Here is a 25,000-nt window from a genome sequence, read left to right as displayed (position 1 = left end):
GGGAAGAGCGATGAAGTGGCTCGTTGGAATATTTGCCGCCCTTTACCTGTTCGCGCTTGCGCTTTTGCTGATCGGAACGTTCGGCTGGTTCGGCCAGGAAAAAGACCCGCTGTCGGGCGTTTTCCTGATCCCGCTGGGGCTTCCCTGGAACCTGTTGTTCGACCGGGCGGGTTGGACGGGGCCGACGATGGCCGTGCTGGCCCCGGCAATCAACCTGGCGATCCTGTTCGGAATCTGGCGCTGGCGACGGGCGCGCTAGCCCCCTTCGACCAGCGCATCGACAATGACGTAAGTTTCGGGGCCGAAGCTGATCGTCATCCGGTCGCCGTCCCGAACGGTCTTGAAATCCCAGCCCGCCGATCCGTCGGATTGCGCGCTGTCGGCCCCGGTTGGGGTGGTACCGGTAAAGAATATCGCCCGGGTGCGGCCATCCGGCTTCTTCACTTCGACCAGCGTGGTGCCGTCATCGCCCCACTGGCGCTTGACCCCCGCGAAACAGGTCTGGGCCGGGGCTGCACCGCCAAAGCCGCAGGGAATATCGGTGGTCGCGTTGTAGTCAGTGCCGGGGACGAGCGCGTCGCCGCTTGCCGCCGCGGTCCGCGCCTCGGGCACGGAGACCATCACCACCCCGTCGACGGTGGCGACGATCGTGCCGCCCAGCGCTTCGGCCTGCGCCTGTGTCGGGCAACCGACCAGCGCTGCGCTGTCGTCGAGGTAGGGCGAGGTAGCAGAGCTTTCGCCCAGGCGTCGGCAGGTGTCGCCGGCTTCGGGATAGCCGTCCCCGAATGCTGCGACGCTTTCGGGAAAGGCGAAGCCGTCAGCCTCTCCCGCAGGCAGGGCGTCGCTTGTCGGGGTGGCATCTTCTGGCGCTTGCGAACCGCAACCCAGAAGCGCCAGCGTGAACAGCGCCGCAGCGCCGCGTCCGGACGTCATGACCAGGGCCCCCATTACCGGCACTTCGGATGTTGGCCGATGTCGCGCAGGTCTTCCAGGCGGCCGTCGGCGACGATGACCTGAAGGCACTGGCGCGATTCGGGCCGCCACTGGATCGAATAGCGGCCATTGCCCGAGGTGAAATTGTCGACCTGGCGGAAGCCGCGGCGCGACAGCTCCTCCATGCCGCCGGCGGCGCGGGCGCCCTGAAGGTCCTGGTACTGGGCGACCGCCGCATAGCCGCCGCGCCCATGATGGTGCGACAGATTGGCCTGCCGCTGCTCGATACCCGCTTGGTACCCGTTGGCGTAGTGGTCCGACCGTTCGTAGTTGTGATAGGCGGCGTTGTGCAGACCGTCGGTATAGCCGCGTTCGTACTGCGCCTCGTGCTCGGCATGGGCCGCGTGCTGGTTGTCGTCATGGTGGTGGGATTTGTGCGAAAGCAGTGCGCCCAGCAACGCCGCCCCCGCGACCACGCCGGCCGCCGCCGCGGCATTCCCGCCGCCGCTGTGGTGGCAATCGCTGTCGGACGCGTCCTGGATGGTTTCGACCCTGCCGCTATAGGCTTCGACCTGAACGCAGTTCCTGTCGCTCGCGTCCCACCAATAGCTGTAAGTATAGCCCATCGAATTGGTGTTGCTGGTGATGTACTTGAAGCCGCGCGACTGCAGCGCGCTCTCGGCACCGTCAGCAGAAAGGCCGTTGAGGGTGGTGAGACGATCCGCCTTTTCGGCGTGGGCGGGCATGGCGGCCAGGATCGAAGCGGTCGCCAATGCGGCAATTACAGGCTTTCTCATTTTCTTGTTCCCCGAGTCGAATGATCGCGCATTTTGCTCTGCCAAATACGCAAAAATGTGGCGATCAGGTCCTTTTAGGGGCGCACGAAAAAGGGCGGCCCCATCGGGACCGCCCTTCTTGTTTCCGGGTGAACCGAAACTTGTGTTTGCAGATCAGCGCTTGCTGAACTGGAAGCTGCGGCGGGCTTTCGCGCGCCCATACTTCTTACGCTCGACGACGCGGCTGTCGCGGGTCAGGAAGCCGGCGGCTTTGACCGTGCTGCGCAGCGCGGGCTCGTACTTGGTAAGCGCCTGCGAAATGCCGTGCTTTACCGCACCGGCCTGGCCCGAAAGGCCACCGCCCTTGACGGTCGCGACAACATCGTACTGGCCCTGACGATCGGTGATCGCGAAAGGCTGATCGATGACGAGGCGCAGCGTCGGTCGCGCAAAATAGACTTCCTGTTCGCGGCCGTTGACGATGACCTTGCCCGAACCGGGCTTGATCCACACGCGGGCGACGGCGTCCTTGCGGCGGCCGGTTGCATAGGCGCGGCCCTGCTTGTCCAGCTGCTGTTCGCGCAGCGGCATGGTCGGGGCCTTGGCTTCGGTGTTCTCGATCTCGGTGCCTTCGGTCAGGTCAGCCAGATCGGACAGGTCTTTGACTTCGTTGTCGGCCATCATGCACCAACCTTGTTCTTGCGGTTGCGGGCGGCAACGTCGAGCACTTCGGGCTGCTGCCCGTCGTGCGGATGTTCGGTGCCGGCGTAGAGGTGAAGCGCCTTCATCTGCTGGCGACCCAGCGGGCCGCGCGGAACCATGCGTTCCACGGCCTTTTCAAGGACGCGTTCCGGGAAACGGCCTTCCAGCACCTTGGCCGGGCTGGTTTCCTTGATGCCGCCGGCATAGCCGGTGTGCTTGTAGTAACGCTTGTCCTGCGTCTTGTTGCCGGTGAACTTCACCTTGTCGGCGTTGATGACGACGACGTGGTCGCCGCAATCGACGTGCGGGGTGTAGCTCGGCTTGTGCTTGCCGCGCAGGTGGTTGGCGATGATCACCGCCAGGCGACCGACGACGAGCCCTTCGGCGTCGATCAGGTGCCATTTCTTTTCGACCTCGGCCGGCTTGATCGACCGGGTCTGGGTGCTGAGCGCCTTCATGGCCATCAGTTCCTTACGTTAGATGCGAGAAGCGCCGCGGATGATCCGGGGCGAAGTGGGCGCGCTTTTGCCGGTCTGCGCGCACAAGTCAAGCAAATGCGGGCATTTCGGACGCGGTAAAATAATACCGTGCAGTTGCGCCTAGTCCGAAGCCGGCCCGATCCCCGCCAGCCAGGCCAGCGTTTCGCCGCCCGCCGCCTGACAGGTCCAGCCGGTGATCGCGGGGGTTTCATAGGGGTGCAGCTCTTCCAGCCGCGCCACTGCCTTGTGAAGCAGGTCTGCCCGGGTCTTGAACAGCGCGCCGACTTCGTCGCCCTGTCCGCGCTCACCCTTCCAGACGTAGCGCGACTTTATCGGGATCATGTTGCAGCAGACGATGAGACCTTCGTCGAGCAGTGCATCGGCGACCTTGGCGGCGCTGTTCTCGTCCTCGAACGGGGCCCAGATCAGTGCCGCCGCGCTCACTTCAATGCGCTTCCCGGCATCCGGTCGCGATAGCCGAGCAAGTGCGCGCCCCACACGGCTGCCACCAGCACCAGTGCGCCGACCACCTGATGTGCCACTGCGACCCACAGGGCGAGGCCGGTCCAGACCGTAGCGATGCCGAGCAGGATCTGCGTGCCGAACGTGGCGTGGATCGCGATCGAGGCGCGGCGGTCCTTCGCCCGCACGTGCCGCGCCATGACGATCAGCGCCGCCACCGCAACCCATGCCCACCAGCGGTGGATGAAGTGCACGAGGAACGGGTCCGCCGTCATCGCGTGAACCGCGCCAAGCGCCCAGTCGATGCCATCGGGAAAGAAGCTGCCCTGCATCATCGGCCACGAATTCCAGAATCCGCCGCCCGCGACATATCCGGCGTCCAGCCCCGCCATCCACCCGCCGTAAAGCAGCTGGATCGCAAGGATCACCAGAACGCCGACCGAAAAGCCGGTCAGCCGCGAATGCGGATCGCTGCGCGCCCAGTTGCGCAAGTCCAGCGCCGTCCACACCAATCCGCCCAGCGTGAACAGCGCGGTCATCAGGTGGACGGATAGCCAATAGTGCGAAACGTCGGTCCGCATCGCCGGGATCGCATCCGGCCCGGTGCCCGACCGGACCATCAGCCAGCCGAAGGCCCCCTGCAATCCGCCCAGCGCCAGCAGGGCCAGCAGTCGCGGCTTGTACCCCGCAGGGATAGCCCGCCGCACCCAGAACCACGCCAGCGGCAGCGCGAATGCCACGCCGATCAGGCGGCCCAGCAAGCGGTGAAACCATTCCCAGAAATAGATGAACTTGTAATCGGCCAGCGTCATGCCCGCCGGTCCGTTTACCTCTATATATTCCGGGATCTGCTTATAGGCATCGAACTCCGCCTGCCACTGCGCTTCGTTCAACGGGGGCAGCGCGCCGGTCACCGGCTTCCACTCGGTAATCGACAGGCCCGATTCGGTCAGGCGGGTGATCCCGCCGACCGCGACTATCAAAATAACCAGCGCCGCGACGATCATCAGCCAGCGCGACAGGGCGAGGGGGCGTTCCGATCCGTATCGCACGGAATCCGGGGCGTAGAGGGAGGCTGTCTTCATCTCGGAAGCCGCATCTGCGGCGCTTTGCGACAAAGTGCAAGGGGCCTGCAGGCGACTGAACGCTCGAAACACCTTGCGCAATGATACAGTGTAACATACACGGCCCCGTATGGAGCGACCGACAGGAGCCTTGCGCATTAAACTCGACCGGCTGGGCATTGCCCTGTCTGGTCTGTGCGTCGTGCATTGCGTCGGCTCGATCCTGCTGGTTGGCCTGCTGGGCCTTGGCGGGCAGTGGTTGCTGGCCCCTGAAATTCATGAGATCGGGCTGGGTCTGGCGATCGTCGTCGGCGCGGTGACGATCGGGCTGGGCGCGATGCGGCACAAGCAAGTCGGGCCGTTGTTTCTGGGCTCGTTCGGGCTGGCGCTGATGGCCACCGCGCTGTTCGTGCCGCACGGCGTGGCAGAGGCGGGGCTGACCATCGCGGGCGTGATCTGCGTCGCCACCGCGCATATCCTGAACCTGCGGCTGCATTCTTTCTGATATTGGCGTTCTGACTTTCGCGGGGTTTGCGCGCTTGCACGGGCGCGTAAAGCAACTATGTCCCGCCGCATGGCCGAACAGATTTCCATCGTCGTAAACGGCGAAACCCGCCGCATCCCCGCCGGCAGCAGCGTTGCCGACCTTGCCCGCCTGCTCGATCTGGAGCCGACGAAAGTCGCGGTAGAGCGCAATGGCGACATCGTGCCGCGTACCTCGCTGGAAGGCGTGGGCCTGTCGCAGGGCGATTCGCTGGAAATCGTACACTTCGTCGGCGGCGGCGAACACGGTGCCAGCGTAACGGACGATAGCTGGACGGTGGCGGGCAAGACGTTCCGTTCGCGCCTGATCGTCGGCACTGGCAAGTACAAGGATTTTGCCCAGAACGCCGCCGCGCTGGAGGCGAGCGGCGCGGAAATCGTGACGGTCGCGGTGCGCCGGGTGAACATTTCCGATCCCAAAGCGCCGATGCTGACCGATTTCATCGACCCGAAAAAGATCACCTACCTGCCCAACACGGCGGGCTGTTTCACCGCAGAAGACGCGATCCGCACCCTGCGGCTGGCGCGAGAGGCTGGCGGCTGGGATCTCGTAAAGCTGGAAGTTCTGGGCGAGGCGAAGACGCTTTATCCCGACATGCGCGAAACGCTGCGCGCGACCGAAGTGCTGGCCAAGGAAGGCTTCAAGCCGATGGTTTATTGCGCCGACGATCCCATCGCGGCCAAGCAACTGGAAGAAGCGGGCGCGGTGGCGATCATGCCGCTTGGCGCGCCGATCGGATCGGGGCTGGGCATCCAGAACCGCGTGACGATCCGCCTGATCGTAGAGGGCGCGAGTGTGCCCGTGCTGGTCGACGCGGGCGTCGGCACCGCCAGCGATGCGGCAGTCGCGATGGAGCTGGGCTGCGATGGCGTGCTGATGAACACCGCCATTGCCGAAGCGAAGGACCCGATCCTGATGGCCCGCGCGATGCGGTTGTCGGTAGAGGCGGGCCGCGCCGCCTATCGCGCAGGGCGTATGGCGACGCGCAAATACGCCGACCCGTCGAGCCCGCTGGCCGGCCTGATCTAACCGGCGTGGAGACCCCGCGCGAGGCGATCGACGATACGCTTCGGCACATCGCCGACCGGCTTGCCGATTGCGGGTTCGCGGTCCGCTCTGGCCACAAATTGGCCCGCAAGCGCGGCGACATGACCGAGGAACTGCACGCACAGGCGGACCGCGGCAATCGCGCGGGCGAGGTTGTGCGGTTCCGGCTGAGCGCCATGACGCATTCGGCTGCGGCGAAACGCTGGACCATGGTGCAGACGGAACCGGCGCTGCATTCCGAAGGGCCGTTTGCGGGCGTGGTCGGGTCAACACAATTGCATTTTGCCGAGGGGCTGAACGGACGCGACTTCGATGTCGTGAACCCGGACGACCGGCCCTTCGTGGCCGAAACCTTTGCCGCGAGGGTCCTCCAAACCGTCCTGCCGTGGTTCGACACGCTGGACGATCCCGAAGCGGCACTCGCAACGATGGGGGACGTTCCGACCAACGAAACATGGTTGCTGCGGTTCGCATTGGCCCATGGTCTTGATGCAGAGGCGCGCGATGCGCTTGCCCGCCGCTGCGGTCGCTACCCCGACTTTGCCCGCGAATTCGCGCAATATGTCGCGCAAATCGCCGCGAACGGCCCGCCGCAGGGCTATCGCGACGCGACCGAGGAACTGGCCGCCTTCGCGGTCGCCGCGAACCTCGCACCCTGAAAAAAGCATCGAAATCGCATCCGGCGTTTACCTGATGCTAACCCCGTTTCAGCCATTCTGACCCGACCGGCGATGTCCCCTCACGTCGCCGGGCCACAGGAGGAAAGGCGGAACAAACGATGGCGCAGCTCGACACGGCATCTCTGGCTATCGCGGAATTGCGCGAATTTGCCGAGTTCGACCCGGCAGAGCAGCGTTATATCCGCCGCGCGCTCGACATCGGTCTCAGCCGCGCCGACCCCTATGACCGCTGGGCGCGCAATAGCGACGAAGCAGCCTCTATCCGCCGCCAGCATCTTGCCTATCAGGAACTGCGCTCGCTGCGCGCGCATCTGCCCGCGATGCGTTCGGGTGACCGGATGCAGGACTTTATGGGGCGGCTGATTGCGGTGACGGCTGTCGATCTTGCCGAAGGGTGCCTGCACGGATTCGCGGCCTATCGCTTTCTATACGAACGCCTGCTGGGGCCGGAAGCGCGCCCCTGGCTGCCCGCCGCGTTCTGCGCCGCATCGGCGCTCCCCCAGATTGTGCCAGAACGGCGCAAGGTGCTGCTTCACTCGATCAGCGAGGCCGCGGCATGCGCTCCGGGCTGGTCAAAGCGCCGTCCTGGCTTCTATCCTGACTGGATCGAAGACCAGTCGGCGGAGATCCATTGAGCGCAATTACGGGAACGCCGGTACCCGAAACCGGCGGCAACGGACCCCATTGGGATGAAATCTGCAGCTGGCGTGGCCGCTGCATGAACCTCTATGCCCGCGGGGACGAGATCATCGCAGAGACGCTGATGGTTGCCGAAGCGGCTGGCCATCCGGTCGACCTGACGCTTCCTCCCCACGAACAGCTGGGCATCCTGCGCGATCTGGCAGAGGCCGGGATGACGACGGAAGACCGCGACGCGGGCAAGCGCAGCAACACGGTAAAAGCCATCGACGCATGGTCGAAACTGGGCGCGCGCAGGCCCTTCGTGGTCGGCGGCGTGGTCACCGCGCTGATGCAGAACCGCGAACGCTGGCACGCAAGGTTCGATTCGATGATCGGCGAGGGCGATTCGCTGAAAGTGGACCAATGGGTCGCCGACAAGATCGAGGCCGAGGCGTTCGAGGAAATCCTCGACGCGGCGTACACCCTGCTGAGCATCGAGCTGGAGCAGTTCCAGAACGGGTTTGGTGTTTAAGTTTGGGTCTTATTTTCCGGGAAGCTGACTGACGGCTTACGACCCCGTTGCGGACGTTCGATAAGCATGACACTATCGCAATATGCGTTTGCTTGGCGCTTCTATCTTGCTGCTTTTGGTGAGCGGCTGCGATACACCGGTTGGCCCTGATAGCTCAAATTTAGAGTCCCGTTTGAGGAGCAACCCCTCCGACTTCAGTCGGATAGTGGCTTCAGCCATAGACTCGCGTGATAGCCTGTAACCTCGGGAAAAGCGGAAACCGCCGAAGGCGTGAAGCTTCCGCTTTTCCCGAGGTTACAGGCTATGGCGTATCGCTCCGGTTGTCACACGACATTCCATCATCGCTATCATCTCGTCTGGGCGCCGAAGTACCGGTACAAGGTGCTGATCGGCGATGTGCGGCTCAGGGTTCGCGAAATCATCCGGCAGGTCTGCGATGAAATGGGCGTGACCATCGTGAACGGCGTGCTGTCGAAGGATCACGTGCACATGTTCGTAGAAATCCCGCCGCACGTCTCGGTCAGCGACTTCGTGCGCCGGGCCAAGGGGCGCTCGTCGCGCAAGATCCAGCAGGAGTTCGAACATATCCGCAAACGCTACTGGGGCCAACGCTTCTGGCAACGCGGTTACTTTTCAACCACGTCCGGCAACATCACCGATGACATCATCATGCGTTATCTGGACCGTCATACCCACAAGGATGGCTTCAGCCCCTCCGCATGATCCTACCGGCCTCGGCCGGTCAGTTATTCAGCGCCGTCAGTTCGCACGGCAATTACCGACGCCGATCGGTTCCCAGGTTTTCATGTTTTTCCACCGAGTGTTGGCGTTGAGAGCCCGCCATACCCTAAGGAGGGAATGGTGGCCGACGAGCATCGCAAGTGGGCTCGGTATGTATGGCCCAGAATTTGCCGAAACATAGAGGTGCGGCGCGTTTCTGGTCTGGTGAGTCCGGATCGAAATTGCGACGTAGAATACCTGACCGCCATGATTCCAAGCCAGCAAATGTATTCGACTGGGCGTTTATCCGTTGGAGATGCAGACATTCCCGTGGCGTGGGTGTGGACAATCACCGGTTATGGCAAAGACGATGTATGCAAATTCGATCCCATTGCCACTGAAGCGGCTGAGTTTTTGATGGTTCGAAGCGGGGAGTTTCGGAATTGGCAAATTGTTGAAATTTCCGATGACGATTCAGCGTCGTTCAGGCTATTTGGAGAGTCCGCATTGGAAAAATGTCGAACCATGTCCTCGGATATGCGTTGAACCGCTCGACTAACGCAAGCACCCCCACCGATACCGGACAGTCAGTTTTCCACCCCATCCCGGTCATAGCGCACAAGTCCGGGCGCGGCTGAAACCCGCCGTTTCACCCGCCTTTGTACATCGCCTCCAGCCGGTCGCCATAGCGGCCGCGAATCTTGTGGCGGCGGATCTTGAGCGAGGGGGTCATTTCCTCGTTCTCGATGCTGAAAATCTCGTCCGGCAAGGCGTATTGCCGCACTCGTTCGATTACCGACAGGTCCTTGTTCACCCGGTCGATCGCGGCGCGCAATGCGGCGCGGAAGTCGGCGTTGTCGCGCAGCGCCAGCCAGTCGCCGGTCTGGCCGTTTTCGCGCGCCCATTCCTTCGTCCACTCGGCATCGGGCACGATCAGCGCGACCATATAGGGCTTGCGGTCGCCCGCAATCATCGCCTGCGCAATTTCGGGCTGCAAAGTCAGCATGCCCTCGACCCGCTGGGGCGAGATATTGTCGCCCTTGTCGTTGACGATCATGTCTTTCTTGCGGTCGGTGATCATGATCCGCCCGCGTTCGTCGATATGGCCGATGTCGCCGGTGTGCAGCCAGCCGTCCTGCAACGCCTTCGCGGTTTCGACCGGGTTCTGCCAATAACCGTGCATCACCATTTCACCGCGCGCGAGGATTTCGCCATCGTCGGCAATCCGCACTTCCGCCCCGTGGATCGGCGGGCCGACGGCATCCATTTTCAGGCCAGCAGCGGGCCGCGCGACAGAGATGATCGGCCCGCTCTCCGTCTGGCCGTACCCTTGCAGCAACGGCATGCCGAGGCCGGTGAAGAAATAGCCGATTTCCGGGTTCAGCGGCGCGCCGCCCGAAACCAGCGCCTTGATCCGCCCGCCGAACTTCGCCCGCACCTTGGGGCGCAGCACGCGGTCCAGCAGCCGATCTTCCAACGCATCGATGATCGGGCGCGGTTTGCCTTCGGACGCACGTTCGGCCAGCGCGATGGCGCGGTCGACCAAGATTTGCGCGGCCCGGCCCTGTTTCGCCAGCTGCTTAAGAATGCGCATGCGCAACACCTCGAACAGGCGGGGGACGACGATCATGACGCTGGGGCGCACGTCCTCGATATTGCCGGCCAGCTTGTCCAGCCCCTCTGCATAATGGATCGTCGCGCCAAGGCAGATCGGCAGGAATTGCCCGCCGGTATGTTCGTACGAATGCGACAGCGGCAGGAACGAGAGGAAACTCTCGCAGTCCCAGCCGAAATCCTCTGCAATCACCCGCGCCGCGCCCGCGCAGTTCATCAGGATCGCGCCGTGGTGCTGGCGCACGCCGCGCGGGGACCCGCCGGTGCCGCTGGTGTAGATGATGCAGGCAAGGTCTTCGCGGCTGACCGCCGCCATGCGTTCGCGCACCGCGGTTTCGGCGGCCCCAGCATCGCCGGTCAGCAATTCGTCCAGCCGGTGGATGCGGAACTGGCCGACCTGTTGCTGGTCCATCGGTTCGAAACTGATCACGTGTTCGACAGCCGGGCTGCCCAACACGGCGGGGATCAGCGTTTTTGCCAGCTTTGGCCCGGATACGATGACCGCCCGCGCGCCGCTGTTTTCCAGAACGTGCAGGTGATCGTGCGTGGTGTTGGTGGTGTAGGCGGGCACGGTGACAAGGCCTGCCGCCATGATGGCAAGGTCGGAAATGCACCATTCGGGGCGGTTCTCGCTGACCAGCACGACCCGGTCGCCGCGTTCCAGCCCCATCGCGCGCAGCCCTTCGGCCAGAAGGACGACGCGGCGTGCGACTTCGGCCCAGCTGAGCGGTTGCCATGCGCCATCGGCGCGGACGTAGAGGAACGGCGCGTCGCCCAGCGTGGCCGCGCGGTCGAGGAACAGCGAGACGAGGTTTCGCGCCTCGTCCATCTGTTCGATAGTGGCCCCGGACGGACCGCGATGTGATCCGCTGGAAGCGGGTTTCGCCATGGGGCGCTCTCTCAGATGTCCTCGAATGTCTTATGCGAATGCGTTTCTAGGCCGCCGGTCCCGCCTCGGCAAGCAGCGTCGCGCCGCTTATTGCGCGACCGCCACGCCCTCGCTGCGGCTGTCCGCCGCGCCGCGCCATTGGCCATCGACAAGTTCTATGGCATTCGCCTTGAAACCGGGGCGGCGGGGACGAATGTCGGCATGGCCCAGCGCCTGCAAGGCGGGGATCATCGCGACCAGCGCGGTGTCCTCCTCCACCCACACGGTATCGCCGCCGGGCGCGAAGATTACTGGCAGGTCTATCGCCTGCTGCGCGGTCAGGTTCCAGTCGATCACGCCAATCAGCGCCTTGGCCACTTGAGCGATGATCGTCGCGCCCCCGGCGGCGCCGATGGCGAGCCTGAACGTGCCGTTGGGGCCATAGACGATGGTCGGCGACATCGACGAACGCGGGCGTTTTCCGCCTTGAACGCTGTTCGCGGTGCCGGGTTCGAAGTTGAAATCGGTCAGCTCGTTATTGAGGTAATAGCCGTTGACCATCAGGCCTGAACCGAACGCGCTTTCGATGGTGGAGGTATAGCTGGCCACCCCGCCCTGCCCATCCACCGCCACGAAGTGCGAGGTGCCTTTTTCGGGTTGCGGCGCGCCCATGCCCATGATGGCCATTGCGCCGGGCGGCAGACCGGGTTCTGCATTGGCGATGGTGCGGTCGGCACGGATCGCCTTGCCGCGCTGGGTCAGATAGCCGCCGTCCATCATGCCGGGCAGCGGCACATCAACGAAATCGCTGTCGCCCAGCCACTTGCCCCGGTCGGCATAGGCAAGGCGCATCGATTCGGCGATCAGGTGCCATGCAACCGGATCGGTCGGGCCATACGCGGCCATGTCCTGCGATTCGAGCTGTTTCAGGATCGCGAAAACGGTGGTCGCGCCGGACGAAGGCGGGCCCATGCCGCAGATCAGATAGGCGCGATAGGTGCCGCAGGGGCTCGGGCGTTCCTTGGCTTCATAGGCGGTGATGTCGGTGAGCATCATCTTGCCGTCGGGCAGCTTGATTGCGGGAACCGGGCTACCATCGCTTTGCACGCTATACCCGGCGCGCTTGGCATTGGCGGGCATCGCGGCGTTCACGGCGTTGGCGATCTTGCTCGCGTTATCGCCGTGGTAGAATGCGTCCGGCCCGGCCTCTGCCACGCGGTCGAGAAACGTCGCCAGCGCCGGATTGTAAACGCGGGTGCCGACCGGAACCGGCTCTCCATTCGGGCCATAGAACATCGTGCGCGCAGCGGGCGTCATCGCGCCGACGGAACGCCATTCGCCCAGCGAAGCGCGCAGGCGGGGCGTCACGTCGAACCCGTCGCGGGCCAGTGCAATCGCCGGTTCGAACAACTTGGCCCAAGGCAGTGCGCCGTGTTCGCCGTGCGCTTTCGCTGCTAGAGCAATGCTGCCAGGGACGCCGACGCTCAGCCCGCTTTCCACCGCCGTGCGGAAGGGCAACGGCTTGCCGTCGTTGTCGAGGAACCATTGCTCAGTTGCCGCTGCCGGGGCCGTTTCGCGCCCGTCGTATGTCGTCGGATCACCATCGCCATCCGGATCGAGCACGAGAAAGCCGCCGCCGCCGATGCCGCTCGACTGCGGCTCTACCACGGTCAGCGCGATCATCGTCGCCAGCGCCGCATCGGTCGCATTGCCGCCCGCGCGCAGCATCGCCACGCCTGCCTCTGCCGCGCGGGGATCGGCGGCGCTGACCATCCCGGTTGTCGGATGATCGGGCGTTGTCTGGACGGTGGCACACGCGCCGAGCAGGAGCGGCGCGGCAAGGGCGGCAAGAAATCGGGTCAACATGGCGCGCAGCCTATTCGCTGCCAACCGCCTCTGCAATCGAGGAAAACCCGTCACGCGCCATCAGCTTTGGCAAGCCGCGCACGACCTTTGCCGCGATGCCCGGTCCTTCGTAGACCATCGCGCTGTAAAGCTGGACCAGGCTGGCCCCGGCGCAGATCCGTTCCCACGCGTCCTCCGCAGTGGCGATGCCGCCGATGCCGATCAGCGGAATCTGTCCGCCCGTGGCCCGCCGGAAATCGCGCAAGCGTTGCAGCGCAAGGGCTTTGATCGGCGCGCCCGACAGCCCGCCGCCCTCGTCGCGATGCTTCGATGCCAGCGCAGGTCGGCTGATCGTGGTGTTCGACACCATCAGCGCGCCCAATTGCTTGTCGATTGCGATCCGCGCGATGGCGTCGATATCGGCAGGCTCCAGATCGGGCGCGACTTTCAGGAATACCGGCGGGGCCCCTTCGATTCCATTGGCTGCACCCCGCGCGGCCAGCACCGCATCGAGCAATCCGGTCAGAGCCGATTCGTCCTGCAGGGCGCGCAGTCCGGGGGTGTTCGGGCTGCTGATATTCACCGCCAGATAGCTGGCATAGGGCGCCATGATCCGCGTCATTTCGGCATAGTCGGCGACGCGATCTTCGCTGTCCTTGTTAGCGCCGATGTTGATCCCGACGATTCCCGATCGCCCGGCGCGCGCCTTCATCCGCGCCTCTACCGCCGCCGCGCCTTCGTTGTTGAAGCCCATCCGGTTGATGACCGCGTGATCCTCGGCCAGTCGGAACAGGCGCGGCTTCGGATTGCCTTCCTGCGGGCGCGGCGTCACGCTGCCCAGTTCGGCAAACCCGAATCCGCAGCGCAGCAGCGCGTCGGGCACTTCGCCGTTCTTGTCGAAGCCCGCCGCCATGCCGACCGGATTGGGAAACGCGATCCCCGCCACCGTCATCGCCAGCGCCGGATCGGGCCGGGGCGGGCTGGCCATCAGAGAGCTGGGCAGGGCCTTCAGCGCCGCCAATGACGCGCCATGCGCCCTTTCGGCATCGAAACGAAACACCAGCGGACGCAGCAGCGAATAGACCATGGCGAGCGCCTATGGCAGAGGCGTTTCGCCCTGTCGATGCGGCACCAGGCTGTTGATAAGCCGCATAGAACAAACCGAGTCCGGTAGACACAAGCGGTTCACTTGGGAATCATGCTTAACGGTCGCGCTACCACTTTGTCCGACCTCCGATCCTCGGTCTCTTTTGAGGCGAGGGGCACGAGGCTCCTCGGAGGTGCTGGTCTCTGCCAGCTTGGACAAAGGAGGTGACGATGAAACGCGTATTCGTACGTGCTTATCGCCGCTGGCGCTTTGGTCGATGGGAGAGTGTGTGTCAGCACACTCGCCGCTGGCCACGCCAGTACTCGTTTATTTTCTAACTGAACTCGGTAGCGCGACCACTTTTGCGGTTCGCGAAATGATTCTTTGCACCTTCGATGTGCGGGATCAAGCCCGCGCGGTGGAAATATCCATCGATCCGAAGTGGGCACAAATGCTAACGACTCGCAACAGGCTGGTTTTCATTGAATCCGCCGGTTCCCACCACTAGGTGACAAACCAGACCGGATCGATCCGATTAAGCGGATCGGGTCCACGGGCACCACAGGAGCTTGGGTTTTCGATGCGGCTTTCGAGCATGGCCGACTATGCCGTCGTGGCAATGCGCGCCGCCGCCCTTCATTGCGGCGGGGATCGCACCAACGCGTCCGAAATCGCCGAGGAAACCGGGCTGCCGCTGCCCACGGTGCAGAAACTGGTCAGCAAGCTGGGCGCGGCGGGTCTGCTGCGTTCGGTACGCGGCGCGGGCGGGGGTTTTCGCCTTGCGCGTCCGGCGGCGGCGATCACGGTGGCAGACATTGTCGAAGCCATCGAAGGGCCCATCGCGCTGACCCAGTGCTGCGAAGAGGATGGCGATTGCGCCATCGAACTGCGCTGCGGCGCGCGAGCGCACTGGCCGCAGGTGAACCGCGCCATTCGCGGCGCGCTGTCCGGCATCACACTGGTCGACCTTGCGCATTCTCAGGCGGAGCCTGTGGCGCAGGTGTCCGAAGGAATTACCGCATGACTGAAGACGTCACCCAACAGGTAGAGCAAGACGCAGCCGCCCGCGATGCGGCCAAGCGGCTTGAAACCTATGAGTTCGGCTTTTCGTCCGACATCGAGCAGGAGTTCGCGGAAAAAGGCCTGTCCGAAGACACCGTCCGCTTCATTTCAGCCAAGAAGGAAGAGCCGGAATGGATGCTGGAATGGCGGCTGAAAGCCTACCGCCACTGGCTGACCATGCCGCAGCCGGACTGGGCGAAGGTGAACTTCCCGCCGATCGATTATCAGGACGCCTACTACTACGCCGCGCCCAAGAAGAAGGAGACGCTGGCGTCGCTTGACGAGCTCGACCCAGAGATCAAGGCCGTCTACGACAAGCTGGGCATCCCGATTGGCGAACAGGAAGTGCTGGCGGGCGTCGAAGGCGCACGCAAGGTCGCCGTGGACGCAGTGTTCGACAGCGTTTCCGTCGCCACCACCTTCCGCAAGGAGCTGGAGGAGGCGGGCGTCATCTTCCGTTCCATCTCCGAGGCGATCCGCGAATATCCCGACATGGTCAGGAAGTGGCTCGGCAAGGTCGTGCCGATGCATGACAACTACTTTGCCACGCTCAACTGCGCGGTCTTTTCCGACGGCACTTTCGTCTACATTCCCAAGGGCGTGCGCTGCCCGATGGAGCTATCGACCTATTTCCGGATCAATGCGGAGAACACCGGCCAGTTCGAACGCACCCTGATCGTGGCCGACGAAGGCAGCTATGTCAGCTATCTCGAAGGCTGCACCGCGCCGATGCGTGACGAAAACCAGCTCCACGCCGCCGTGGTCGAACTCGTCGCGCTGGACGATGCGGAGATCAAGTATTCGACGGTCCAGAACTGGTACCCCGGCGATGCCGAGGGCAAGGGCGGCATCTACAACTTCGTCACCAAGCGCGCGCTGTGCCAGGGGAAGAATTCCAAGGTTTCGTGGACGCAGGTTGAAACCGGCTCTGCGGTGACGTGGAAGTATCCGTCCTGCGTGCTGAACGGAGAGAATTCGGTGGGCGAGTTCTACTCGGTCGCCGTCACCAACAATTACCAGCAGGCCGACACCGGCACGAAGATGATCCACAACGGCAAGAACACCCGTTCGACGATCATTTCCAAGGGCATCAGCGCGGGCAAGTCCGACAACACCTATCGCGGCCTCGTCCGCGTGGGACCGAATGCCGACAACGTGCGCAATTTCACGCAGTGCGACAGCTTGCTGCTGGGCAGCGAATGCGGCGCGCATACCGTGCCCTATATCGAGGTGAAGAACCCCACCGCCCAGATCGAGCACGAGGCGACGACCAGCAAGATCAGCGACGACCAGCTGTTCTACGCGATGCAGCGCGGGCTGGACGAGGAGCAGGCCGTGGCGCTGATCGTCAACGGCTTTGCCAAGGAAGTGCTGAAAGAGCTGCCGATGGAATTCGCGGTCGAGGCGCAGAAGCTGCTGGCGATCTCGCTTGAGGGGAGTGTGGGGTGATTGGAACTGCGATCCTGTCCTTGGCCATGCTCGCAGGTGCGCCGCCTATCGTCACGATAACGTGTGAACGCGACGACAAGGGCAACTGCATTTTCGATTATTCGCCGAAGCCACTTTCGCGAGTGGCTGGACCCGACCGCGAGGAAGCCCGTGCATATTATCGACCGTACTTTGAATGCTATTACCAAAGTCTCGTGGGAAATGAGGGTTTCGGAACCTCAGAGGGGAAGAAGGCCGTCGATGCGATGATGAAAGCGGCGTCAGAATGTAGTCGGACGCGCGACATCGGCGATGCTGCGCTTGATAATCTTCTCGTTGAGCGGGCTGTTTATGGAGACGAAGCCCGCCGAAAATTCGTGCAAAACAATTTCCGTAGGGAAGAACGATGGGCTTTCCTCGATGCTCGGGCCGGAGAGGATGGATTGGCAGAAAAGCTAAGCACAACTTCAAAAGCCTTTTACGAAGCGATCTTTCAATGACCGACCGCAAACCCCTCACCCTGCGTCCCGCATCGGAAGACGCCGCGCCTGCGATCAAGAAGAAGGGTCGCGGCTGGGAAATCTCCGAATCGCGACTTGACGCGTTGCATGATCGTGCGCGCGAGATGCGGAGACATTCGACCCCGGCGCACAAGGCGCTGGCCGAGAAGTTCGCCGCTGCCGACATGGGGCGCCACAAGTTCACCCGCCACGCCGTCGTCGGCAGCGCCATCGTCGACTTCAACTGCCACAGCCTCGGCATGGCGATCGACATCGACGAAGAGGGCGAAGACCCCGCGCTCGCCACCCGCCGCGACAAGAGCCTTGAGGCCGTCGGCATCCGCGTGATGCGCATCAAGGCCAGCGATATCCTTGAAAACATGGACGACGTGCTGAAGCGCATCACCGCCGGCATGCGCCTGCGCATCGGCGACAAACAGGAAGCGCGCCGCAAGCACTTCGACCAGAAGAAGAGCAGCGGGCAGGGATATAAGCCGCGCACGTTCCGCGAGAATAGAGACCAGTAATGCTGAAAATCGAGAACCTGACCGCCGAAGTCGGCGGCAAGACGATCCTCAACGGATTGAACCTCACCGTGAACGCGGGCGAGGTCCACGCGATCATGGGCCCCAACGGCGCGGGCAAGTCGACGCTGGCCTATACGCTGGGCGGCCGTCCGGGGTACGAGATTACCGGTGGTTCGGTCACCTTCGACGGTATCGACCTGCTGGCGCTCGACCCGCACGAACGCGCCGCTGCCGGGCTGTTCCTGGGCTTCCAGTACCCGGTCGAGATTCCCGGCGTCTCCAACGTTCAGTTCCTGCGCGAGGCGGCCAATGCCCAGCGCAAGCATCGCGGCGAAGAGGCGCTGACCGGCGGCGAGTTCCTGAAGCTGGCGAAGGAAAAGGCCGCCCTGCTACGCATGGATATGGACATGCTGAAACGCCCGGTGAACGTCGGATTTTCGGGCGGTGAGAAGAAGCGGAACGAGATGGTGCAGATGGGCATCCTCGATCCGAAATTCGCCGTGCTGGACGAAACGGACAGCGGCCTCGACATCGACGCGCTGCGCGTGGTGGGCGAGGGGATCAATTCCATTATGCGCGCGCCCGGCAAGGGCGTGCTGCTGATCACGCACTATCAGCGGCTGCTCGATTACGTGAAGCCCGACTTCGTGCACATCCTTGCCAAGGGCAAGATCGTGAAGACCGGCGGGCCGGAACTGGCGCACGAGCTTGAGCGCGAGGGTTACGAGGAAGTCGTGTGACCGATCTGGCGACCCTTCCCACAAACCGTGACGAAGACTGGCGCTACGCCGAAACGGCGGCGCTGGACGCGCTGACCGTGCCCGACCTTGATGTCTGGCACGAAGTTACCGTTGCGCCCGGCGTAGTGCAGCGCAAGGACTTCATCCTCGATAACGCGCACCCCGGCATCCACCGCGTTCGCATGACGCTGGAAGAAGGTGCGCGGGGCGAGATTTTCGCCATCGCCAGCGCCGACGCCTATACCCGGCTGGAGGTTGAAGTGACGCTGAAACGCGGTGCGCACTTCGAATTCGGCGGCGTGACCATCGGCGGCGGCGAGCATGTCCGCGAATTCGTGACCCGCTGCATCCATGCCGAACCCGAGGCGACCAGCAACCAGGTCGTCCGCGCGGTGCATTGGGGCAAGGCGACGGGCAATTTCCTTGGCCGGATCGAAGTGGTGCGCGACGCGCAGAAGACCGACGCGGCGCAGAACTTCCGCGCGATCCTGCTTGAAAAGGGCGCATCCGCGAATACCAAGCCGGAACTGGAAATCTTTGCCGACGATGTAAAGTGCGCCCACGGCGCCGCCATCGGCGCGCTGGACCAGACCGCCGGGTTCTACATGGCCGCACGCGGCATTCCGCCCGAAATCGCGCGCAAGTTGCAGGTGCAAGCCTTCATCGCCGACGCTTTCGAGAACGCGGGTGAAGAAGGCGAAGGGCTGCTGGACCGCGCGCTGTCCGTTCTGGAAGGGGCGCAGCTGTGAGCACGCAGACGATCAGCCGCCCAGTGAAAGAAATCAGGGCCGACTTCCCCGGCATGGTGAATGCCGATGGCAGCCCCTGGCATTACCTCGACACCGCCGCCACCGCGCAAAAGCCGCAGGCGGTGGTCGATGCGATGACCGCAGCGCTGGGGCGCGATTATGCGACGGTGCATCGCGGAGTGTATTCGCGCTCTGCCGAAATGACGCTGGGCTATGAAGCCGCGCGTCGCCGGGTCGCCGGTTTTGTCGGCGGGGCCGAGGATGAGCTGGTTTTTACCCGCGGCGCGACAGAAGCGATCAACCTTGTTGCCGCAACATGGGGTGAAGCAAATCTGCAGGCCGGCGACCGGGTCCTCCTGTCGGTGCTGGAGCATCATTCGAACATCGTCCCTTGGCAATTGTTGCGCGAACGGGTGGGAATCGAAATCGATGTCTGCCCGTTGACCGATGATGGCCGCATAGACCTCGATGCTGCGCGGCAAGTCATTGACGAACGAACGAAACTGGTCGCGCTGGCGCATGTCTCCAACGTGCTGGGTTCGCGGCTCGACGTCGCCGCGACGGCGGAGATGGCCCATTCGGTCGGCGCGAAACTGCTGGTCGACGGGTGTCAGGCGGTTCCGCGCCTGCCGGTCGACGTCAAGGCGATGGGCTGCGACTTCTACGTATTCTCCGCGCACAAGCTTTACGGCCCCACCGGCATCGGCGCGCTGTGGGCAAGGAAGGACATCCTGGGTGCCATGCCGCCGTATCAGGGCGGCGGGTCGATGATCGACCGCGTGACCTTCGAAAAGACCACATGGGCCGATGCACCGCAGCGCTTCGAAGCCGGCACGCCCGCGATTGCCGAGGCGATCGCCTTCGCCGCCGCCGTCGATTACGTCGATGCTATCGGGATCGAGGCGATCGCCGCGCATGAAGACACGCTGACCCGCACCGCCCGTGCCGAACTGGCAAAGATCAACTCGTTGCGGCTGTTCGGCCCGGATGACGCAGCCGGGATCGTCAGTTTCCAGTTGGGCGACATCCATCCGCACGACCTCGGCACGATCCTCGACGAAGAGAACGTCGCCATCCGCGCAGGGCATCACTGCGCCCAGCCGTTAATGGACCACCTTGGCGTTCCCGCCACCGCCCGCGCCAGTTTCGGGCTCTATTCCGACGAAGACGACATCGCCGCGCTGATCCGCGGCATCGAACGCACGAAAAGGATCTTCGGATGAGCGAAGACAACACCCATACCCCGCCGACCAGCGAAGAAGTATCCGACGTGGCAACCCCGCGCCGCGCCCGCGTCGACGAGGCTGTCGAAGAGACGGCGAGCGAAAAGCTGGGGCGCAAGAAGGACTATCTGGAAGGTTTCCTGAAAGAAAAGCCTGCCGGCGTTTCCGGGAATGAACCGGGCGGCGATCTGTACGAGAGCGTGATCGCCGCGCTCAAGGAAATCTACGACCCGGAAATCCCGGTGAACATCTACGACCTGGGCCTGATCTACGGAGTCGAGATTTCAGAGGGTGGCCACGCGAACGTCACGATGACGCTGACGACGCCGCATTGCCCGGTGGCCGAATCGATGCCGGGCGAAGTCGAACTGCGCGTCGGCGCGGTGCCGGGCGTGGGCGATGCCGAAGTGAACCTTGTCTGGGATCCGCCGTGGGACCCGCAGAAGATGAGCGACGAGGCAAAGCTCGAACTGGGAATGCTGTGAGCGAAACCGCCGCGCCTTCTGTCTCCTTGGCCCTGACAGTCACGCTGGCCGATTACTCCGACCCGCAGGACGCGGCGGCGCTGATCGACCTGCTCGACGTTTATGCCCGCGATCCGATGGGTGGCGGTGCGCCGTTGTCGGACAAGGCGCGGAATGAGCTTCCGACGGCGCTGGCTGCGCATCCGGGCGCGTTCAGCCTGATCGCGCGTGGCGAGGATGGCATGGCGGTGGGCCTGGCCAACTGTTTCACCGGATTTTCAACGTTCGCCTGCGCGCCGCTGGTGAACATTCACGACCTGTCCGTCCGCCCCGGGCAGCGCGATCGCGGCGTGGGCCGTGCTCTGCTGCGCGCCGTCGATGCCGAGGCGAAAAAGCGCGGTGCATGCAAGGTTACGCTGGAGGTTCTGTCCGGCAACGAACGCGCCCGCGCGCTCTATGCTTCGGAAGGATTTGCAGGCTTTGCCCTTGATCCGGCCAAGGGCAGTGCCCAATTCTGGGAGAAGGCATTATGACCGAAACCAAGACCAGACCCGCCCCCAAGGCAGCCGTGACGCTGACGCCCAGTGCGGAAAAGCGCATTGCCGACCTGATGGAGAAGGCCCCCGAAGGCGCGATCGGCGTAAAGCTGTCGACGCCCCGCCGCGGCTGTTCCGGCCTCGCCTACTCGGTCGATTACGTGAACGAGGCGAACGGCTTCGACGAACGGATCGAGACGCCGGGCGGCCTGTTCTTCATCGACGGCGCCAGCGTGCTCTACCTGATCGGCAGCGTGATGGACTGGAAGGAAGACGACTTTCAGGCGGGATTCGTGTTCGAGAATCCGAATGCGACCGGAAGCTGTGGCTGCGGAGAATCCTTTACCGTCTGATCACGATAATCTGTCCCGATATTCGGGGCGGGTGGAGCCGAGAATGGTGCGACCGCGTAGGCCGAAGCGCAGCGTACTTCAGTACGTGAGCACCGGAAGCGCGCGGGCGTGCCGTTCGCAGGCCCGCATGGGCCGGATAGCGGGATTGATTAGGGAGCTTCGCCGCCTTCCAGAAACCGCAGCAACGCCTGGTCATACTCATCGACCATGCCGTTGCCCGACATCTGGATATCCAGCCACTTCTTCTCGCTTGCCGTGACCGCGTGGTCCGCGGCGACGAGCTGTTCGCGCGTCGGCGCATCGGTGCCCTTCTTGCCGAAAACCTTGCCGAACCGATTCGGGCTGGTTTTCGCCATGCGGCCGAGGAAACGGCCGACGTTGGAACTGGCATCGGCCATGAACGCCTCCAGCTCTGCGGCGCGTTCACGGCTGATCTGGGCACTGGCAGAGGCATAGCCTTGCAGGTGGTTGCCTACCGCCTGCACGAACAGGCGCTTCCATTCGGGCGCGTTTTCGGATTCGAGGCAGGCGTCCTTGATGCGATAGAGCATTTCCGCCTCACGGCGGCTGATCGCGCCGGGGCGGTCCGACCCGGGTGCGAACAGGGCGCGGCGCAGGATGCGGCACTCCGCCTCTGATACATGCGTGTCGGACAGGTCGCCGCCGTGGCGGGTGGGGCCGGTGCCGGACAGGACTTCATGCTCCAGCGTGGCGATCACATAGACCTTCAGGCGTTCGGGCACGTTCGAGGCGCGTTCGACCAGTCGTACGACCAGTTCCATTTCGGCCATCGATTCGACCTTCCCGCTGGCGTTCAGCCGGTCGATCAGCCACTTGCCCTGCTCTTCGGTGACGTAGCCGGCGGGCTGCATCGTGTTGAGCACATACTCGCCGATAGCCTCGACGAAGAAGTCGACCCATTCGGCGCTGCGATCGTCCAGCGCGTCGTTCAGCGCGAAAATCGTCTCCGCCTCTTCGGGCGTGATCGTGCCGTTCGCCCAGCCTGCGCGGCGCAGCGATAGCAGCTCTTCGGATGAGACACGGCGGTCGGTGGCGGCCTGCCGGGCGATATCGGCGAAATGCATGGTCATAAGCGCGGTTCAAACCCCTGTTCGTCGCGAAAGGGGTTAGCGAAACTTGCTTAAGACCCGGTTACCGGCGCAAAGCCGACACGCAAGCGGCGCGGTCCACGTCGCGCCCGTCGGTCTGGCGGCGCGCCTCTACCCATGTGGCCTGCTCGGTGCGTCCGGGGGCGGGAGGATAGAGGAAAACGTCGAGCACGCAGGCTTGCCCCGCGAATTGCAACTTGCGCGCGTCGCCTTCCCAAACATCGAGCCGGGGCGTGCCGAATTGTCGCACAAGTCCGCCCGCATCGCTGCCGATCACGCCGTCTAGCCCCGGCATCTGCATGACGCGTGCCGGGCGAAAACTGGTTTGCGGGGTGACTTGCGGGTTCTGCGGCGGGGGCGCGGCGGTTGCCGTGTCGGGCCGCGTCGTCGAATAGGGCACGGAGGAAGAGGCGCAGGCGGCGGCGAACGGGATCAGAGCGAGGGCGGCAATCTGGCGAAGCATGAACATCACCGTGGCGTTTGCCGCATGGCGACGCGGTGAACAAGATGCGTTGCGGCAGCCGCACTCAGGAACGGGGCGAGGAAATTGACGAAGGGCACCGCCAGCAGCCCGACGGTGGCAAGGCCCAGCAGGAAGCGGCTGGCGAACCCCAGCGGCGCGGTGGCCCCGTCATGCCGGTGGCGCGCCCAGACCATCTCCTGAAGTTCGCGCCCAAGCAGAAAGGCGTTGACCACGACGAAAACCAGTGCGGGTCCGATGGCGGTGAAGAACAGCGCCAAGGCAAAGGGCAGCGCGATCAGGTTGACGATCAGCGCCCGCAGCGCGCCCTTGATTGCCATCGCGGTCTGCTCACCCAGCGGCAGGTCGCGGGCAGCCAGCGCGGGGTAGTGTTCGGATTCGACGATCGCGACCACCTCGTCGGCGTAGAACTGGATCACCGCCATCGCGACGATCCGCCACGCCAGCCACCCCGCGACCAGCCCCAGCGCGCCCAGCACGACGACCATCGCGGTGCCGATCCACGGGATCTGCGTATCGACGTCCGACCCATAGAATGCCCCAAAGGTCCAGCCCAGCGCCACGACCAGCGCAAAGGCGAGCAGCGCGGCCAGCACGAGGCTGATCAGCACCGATTTTATAAGCAGGCCGATGACGCGCCGGTCGCCGACTTGCGCAAAGGCAAGGGCGAAGGCCTGCGGGATGGATAGCGTGGCGCGTACATCATGGGCGGGGGTGCGGTTCATGGGCGCAAGGATTGCGGCGGGACGGGCCTTGCTGTCAACGCAGGGCTCGCCTAACCGGCTGGGTATCCGCCGTTTCGCGCATTTTTCAAGGACCGATCCCCAGAATGACCCAGACCCGTTTCGACGTGCCTCGTTTTGATGTTTTGGCCATCGGCAATGCCATCGTCGACGTGCTGGCCCCATGCGACGACGCATTCATCGCGGCGGAGGGCATCGACAAAGGTGCCATGACGTTGATCGACACGGCACGGGCCGAGGAACTTTACAGCCGCATGGCCCCGGGGCGAGAGATTTCGGGCGGCAGCGCGGCGAATACATGCGCGGGTCTGGCGGCGCTGGGCGCGAAGTCGGCGTTCATCGGGCAGGTCGCCGACGATCAGCTGGGCGCGGTCTTCGCGCACGACATTCGCGCGGCGGGCATCCATTATGAAGTCGCCCCGCGCGCAGGCGATCCGCCGACGGCGCGGTGCCTGATCCTTGTCACGCCCGACGGGCAGCGGACGATGAACACCTTCCTTGGCGCGTCGCAGCACCTGCCGGCCAACGCCATCGATACGGACCTGATCGCCAGTGCGAAAGTGCTGTACCTCGAAGGCTATCTCTGGGATCCGGACGACCCGCGCGCCGCGATGCAGGGGGCGATCCGCGCCGCGCGCGATGCCGGGCGGCAAGTGGCGTTCACGCTGTCCGACGCATTCCTGCTCGACCGCCACGGGGACGATTTCCGCCGCCTGATCGATGAAGGACAGATCGACATTCTGTTTGCCAACGAAGGCGAACTGCTGGGCCTGACGGGCGCGGCGGACATCGAGGCGGGCATCGCCATGATTGCGCCGAAACTGCCGGTGCTGGTCGTGACGCGCAGCGAAAAGGGCGCGATTGCCGTTGCGGGCCAGACACGCGCCGAAGTCCCGGCGGAGCCTGTCGCCAAAGTCGTGGACACGACCGGCGCAGGCGACAGCTTTGCCGCCGGGTTCCTGCACGGCCATGTTCAGGGCAAATCGCTGGCCGACTGCCTGACCATCGGTGCGGTCGCCGCCGCCGAAGTCATCAGCCACTATGGCGCGCGGCCAGAGGCGGACCTGGCCGTGCTGGTCGCGAAACGGCTTGGTTAGGTATTCGGGCTAAA

The 25,000-nt window shown here is 64.0% G+C and carries 31 protein-coding genes; 19 read left to right on the top strand and 12 right to left on the bottom strand.

Annotated elements, in window-relative coordinates; all coding sequences use genetic code 11:
* The first annotated feature begins 10 nt into the window (after positions 1-10).
* Entirely contained in the window at positions 11-259 is a 249-nt protein-coding gene (locus AB433_RS16150) for a hypothetical protein (RefSeq protein WP_047822454.1), read from the top strand.
* Here AB433_RS16150 and AB433_RS16145 read toward each other — a convergent pair.
* The 6 genes from AB433_RS16145 to AB433_RS16120 form a co-directional block, all read right to left on the bottom strand.
* Entirely contained in the window at positions 256-948 is a 693-nt protein-coding gene (locus AB433_RS16145) for a hypothetical protein (RefSeq protein WP_047822452.1), read from the bottom strand. The genes AB433_RS16150 and AB433_RS16145 overlap by 4 nt on opposite strands.
* Positions 948-1,730 carry a hypothetical protein gene (locus AB433_RS16140; protein ID WP_047822450.1) on the bottom strand — a complete coding sequence of 261 codons (783 nt, stop codon included), beginning with the start codon at positions 1,728-1,730 and terminating at the stop codon, positions 948-950. The genes AB433_RS16145 and AB433_RS16140 overlap by 1 nt, the downstream gene beginning before the upstream one ends.
* A 153-nt stretch (positions 1,731-1,883) precedes the next feature.
* Complete coding sequence (gene rpsI / locus AB433_RS16135) at positions 1,884-2,390, bottom strand: 30S ribosomal protein S9 (RefSeq protein ID WP_047824326.1); 507 nt, start codon at positions 2,388-2,390, stop codon at positions 1,884-1,886.
* A complete protein-coding gene (gene rplM / locus AB433_RS16130; protein ID WP_047824324.1) occupies positions 2,390-2,869 on the bottom strand; it encodes a 50S ribosomal protein L13 in 480 nt (159 codons plus the stop codon). Before rplM ends, rpsI begins: the two co-directional genes overlap by 1 nt.
* Before the next feature lie 141 nt (positions 2,870-3,010).
* Positions 3,011-3,334 (bottom strand): divalent-cation tolerance protein CutA, encoded by a 324-nt coding sequence (cutA, locus tag AB433_RS16125; protein WP_179944986.1) that lies wholly within the window; start codon positions 3,332-3,334, stop codon positions 3,011-3,013.
* Complete coding sequence (locus AB433_RS16120) at positions 3,331-4,437, bottom strand: COX15/CtaA family protein (RefSeq protein ID WP_047824320.1); 1,107 nt, start codon at positions 4,435-4,437, stop codon at positions 3,331-3,333. Before AB433_RS16120 ends, cutA begins: the two co-directional genes overlap by 4 nt.
* Before the next feature lie 130 nt (positions 4,438-4,567).
* On the opposite strand from AB433_RS16120, the gene AB433_RS16115 reads away from it, so the two are divergent.
* The 7 genes from AB433_RS16115 (at position 4,568) to AB433_RS20665 (ending at position 9,106) form a co-directional block, all read left to right on the top strand.
* Complete coding sequence (locus tag AB433_RS16115) at positions 4,568-4,921, top strand: MerC domain-containing protein (RefSeq protein ID WP_311735607.1); 354 nt, start codon at positions 4,568-4,570, stop codon at positions 4,919-4,921.
* 69 nt (positions 4,922-4,990) lie between these two features.
* Positions 4,991-5,989 carry a sulfur carrier protein ThiS gene (thiS, locus tag AB433_RS16110; protein ID WP_082134981.1) on the top strand — a complete coding sequence of 333 codons (999 nt, stop codon included), beginning with the start codon at positions 4,991-4,993 and terminating at the stop codon, positions 5,987-5,989.
* A 5-nt stretch (positions 5,990-5,994) separates the two neighbouring features.
* The gene (locus AB433_RS16105) at positions 5,995-6,666 is read left to right on the top strand and encodes a hypothetical protein (protein ID WP_047822446.1); all 672 of its coding nucleotides are present in this window, start codon (positions 5,995-5,997) and stop codon (positions 6,664-6,666) included.
* Between the two features lie 119 nt (positions 6,667-6,785).
* Positions 6,786-7,322 (top strand): hypothetical protein, encoded by a 537-nt coding sequence (locus AB433_RS16100; RefSeq protein ID WP_047822444.1) that lies wholly within the window; start codon positions 6,786-6,788, stop codon positions 7,320-7,322.
* Positions 7,319-7,840 carry a hypothetical protein gene (locus AB433_RS16095; protein WP_156170860.1) on the top strand — a complete coding sequence of 174 codons (522 nt, stop codon included), beginning with the start codon at positions 7,319-7,321 and terminating at the stop codon, positions 7,838-7,840. Before AB433_RS16100 ends, AB433_RS16095 begins: the two co-directional genes overlap by 4 nt.
* Positions 7,841-8,143: 303 nt before the next feature.
* Positions 8,144-8,563 carry an IS200/IS605 family transposase gene (gene tnpA / locus AB433_RS16090; protein ID WP_047820960.1) on the top strand — a complete coding sequence of 140 codons (420 nt, stop codon included), beginning with the start codon at positions 8,144-8,146 and terminating at the stop codon, positions 8,561-8,563.
* A gap of 138 nt (positions 8,564-8,701) precedes the next feature.
* The gene (locus AB433_RS20665; protein ID WP_156170859.1) at positions 8,702-9,106 is read left to right on the top strand and encodes a hypothetical protein; all 405 of its coding nucleotides are present in this window, start codon (positions 8,702-8,704) and stop codon (positions 9,104-9,106) included.
* A gap of 103 nt (positions 9,107-9,209) precedes the next feature.
* Here AB433_RS20665 and AB433_RS16085 read toward each other — a convergent pair whose 3' ends face one another.
* The 3 genes from AB433_RS16085 to AB433_RS16075 all read right to left on the bottom strand — a co-directional run bounded on the left by AB433_RS16085 (position 9,210) and on the right by AB433_RS16075 (position 13,974).
* Positions 9,210-11,063, bottom strand: coding sequence for an AMP-dependent synthetase/ligase (locus AB433_RS16085; protein ID WP_082134980.1), 1,854 nt, complete (start codon positions 11,061-11,063; stop codon positions 9,210-9,212).
* Positions 11,064-11,150: 87 nt separating this feature from the next.
* Positions 11,151-12,908, bottom strand: coding sequence for a gamma-glutamyltransferase family protein (locus AB433_RS16080; protein WP_053059224.1), 1,758 nt, complete (start codon positions 12,906-12,908; stop codon positions 11,151-11,153).
* 10 nt (positions 12,909-12,918) lie between these two features.
* Positions 12,919-13,974 (bottom strand): quinone-dependent dihydroorotate dehydrogenase, encoded by a 1,056-nt coding sequence (locus tag AB433_RS16075; RefSeq protein WP_047822438.1) that lies wholly within the window; start codon positions 13,972-13,974, stop codon positions 12,919-12,921.
* Between the two features lie 580 nt (positions 13,975-14,554).
* On the opposite strand from AB433_RS16075, the gene AB433_RS16070 reads away from it, so the two are divergent.
* From AB433_RS16070 to AB433_RS16025, 10 genes are read left to right on the top strand one after another with little or no spacing between them, the layout of a single operon-like run.
* Positions 14,555-14,998, top strand: a complete 444-nt coding sequence (locus AB433_RS16070) for an SUF system Fe-S cluster assembly regulator (RefSeq protein ID WP_047822435.1) — start codon at positions 14,555-14,557, stop codon at positions 14,996-14,998.
* On the top strand, positions 14,995-16,485 hold the full coding sequence (sufB, locus tag AB433_RS16065; RefSeq protein ID WP_047822433.1) for a Fe-S cluster assembly protein SufB: 1,491 nt from the start codon (positions 14,995-14,997) through the stop codon (positions 16,483-16,485). Before AB433_RS16070 ends, sufB begins: the two co-directional genes overlap by 4 nt.
* Positions 16,482-16,964, top strand: a complete 483-nt coding sequence (locus AB433_RS16060) for a hypothetical protein (protein ID WP_047822432.1) — start codon at positions 16,482-16,484, stop codon at positions 16,962-16,964. The genes sufB and AB433_RS16060 overlap by 4 nt, the downstream gene beginning before the upstream one ends.
* Positions 16,961-17,491, top strand: coding sequence for an endonuclease domain-containing protein (locus tag AB433_RS16055; RefSeq protein WP_047822430.1), 531 nt, complete (start codon positions 16,961-16,963; stop codon positions 17,489-17,491). Before AB433_RS16060 ends, AB433_RS16055 begins: the two co-directional genes overlap by 4 nt.
* Positions 17,491-18,231 carry a Fe-S cluster assembly ATPase SufC gene (sufC, locus tag AB433_RS16050; protein WP_047822428.1) on the top strand — a complete coding sequence of 247 codons (741 nt, stop codon included), beginning with the start codon at positions 17,491-17,493 and terminating at the stop codon, positions 18,229-18,231. Before AB433_RS16055 ends, sufC begins: the two co-directional genes overlap by 1 nt.
* Positions 18,228-18,980 carry a SufD family Fe-S cluster assembly protein gene (locus tag AB433_RS16045; protein ID WP_047822426.1) on the top strand — a complete coding sequence of 251 codons (753 nt, stop codon included), beginning with the start codon at positions 18,228-18,230 and terminating at the stop codon, positions 18,978-18,980. Before sufC ends, AB433_RS16045 begins: the two co-directional genes overlap by 4 nt.
* Positions 18,981-19,033: 53 nt before the next feature.
* Positions 19,034-20,203: a cysteine desulfurase gene (locus AB433_RS16040; RefSeq protein WP_047824314.1), complete on the top strand. Its 1,170-nt coding sequence runs from the start codon at positions 19,034-19,036 to the stop codon at positions 20,201-20,203.
* Positions 20,200-20,688, top strand: a complete 489-nt coding sequence (locus AB433_RS16035; RefSeq protein ID WP_047822424.1) for an SUF system Fe-S cluster assembly protein — start codon at positions 20,200-20,202, stop codon at positions 20,686-20,688. Before AB433_RS16040 ends, AB433_RS16035 begins: the two co-directional genes overlap by 4 nt.
* Positions 20,689-20,714: 26 nt before the next feature.
* Positions 20,715-21,200 (top strand): GNAT family N-acetyltransferase, encoded by a 486-nt coding sequence (locus AB433_RS16030; RefSeq protein WP_245626691.1) that lies wholly within the window; start codon positions 20,715-20,717, stop codon positions 21,198-21,200.
* Positions 21,197-21,556 (top strand): HesB/IscA family protein, encoded by a 360-nt coding sequence (locus AB433_RS16025; protein ID WP_047822419.1) that lies wholly within the window; start codon positions 21,197-21,199, stop codon positions 21,554-21,556. The genes AB433_RS16030 and AB433_RS16025 overlap by 4 nt, the downstream gene beginning before the upstream one ends.
* A 149-nt stretch (positions 21,557-21,705) precedes the next feature.
* Here the strand turns inward: AB433_RS16025 and AB433_RS16020 are convergent, their stop codons facing one another.
* The 3 genes from AB433_RS16020 to AB433_RS16010 form a co-directional block, all read right to left on the bottom strand.
* The gene (locus AB433_RS16020; protein ID WP_245626690.1) at positions 21,706-22,641 is read right to left on the bottom strand and encodes a hypothetical protein; all 936 of its coding nucleotides are present in this window, start codon (positions 22,639-22,641) and stop codon (positions 21,706-21,708) included.
* Positions 22,642-22,708: 67 nt separating this feature from the next.
* Positions 22,709-23,128, bottom strand: coding sequence for a hypothetical protein (locus tag AB433_RS16015; protein ID WP_156170858.1), 420 nt, complete (start codon positions 23,126-23,128; stop codon positions 22,709-22,711).
* A gap of 5 nt (positions 23,129-23,133) precedes the next feature.
* A complete protein-coding gene (locus tag AB433_RS16010) occupies positions 23,134-23,871 on the bottom strand; it encodes an EI24 domain-containing protein (protein WP_053059223.1) in 738 nt (245 codons plus the stop codon).
* Positions 23,872-23,975: 104 nt separating this feature from the next.
* Here AB433_RS16010 and AB433_RS16005 point away from each other — a divergent pair, with 104 nt between their 5' ends.
* On the top strand, positions 23,976-24,986 hold the full coding sequence (locus AB433_RS16005) for an adenosine kinase (protein ID WP_047822413.1): 1,011 nt from the start codon (positions 23,976-23,978) through the stop codon (positions 24,984-24,986).
* Positions 24,987-25,000: the final 14 nt, after the last annotated feature.

Origin of the sequence: Croceicoccus naphthovorans, assembly GCF_001028705.1 — a bacterium.
In the GTDB taxonomy this organism is placed as follows: domain Bacteria; phylum Pseudomonadota; class Alphaproteobacteria; order Sphingomonadales; family Sphingomonadaceae; genus Croceicoccus; species Croceicoccus naphthovorans.
The sequence above is the reverse complement of the archived record's forward strand: the minus strand, read 5'-3'. Positions and strand labels throughout refer to the sequence as shown.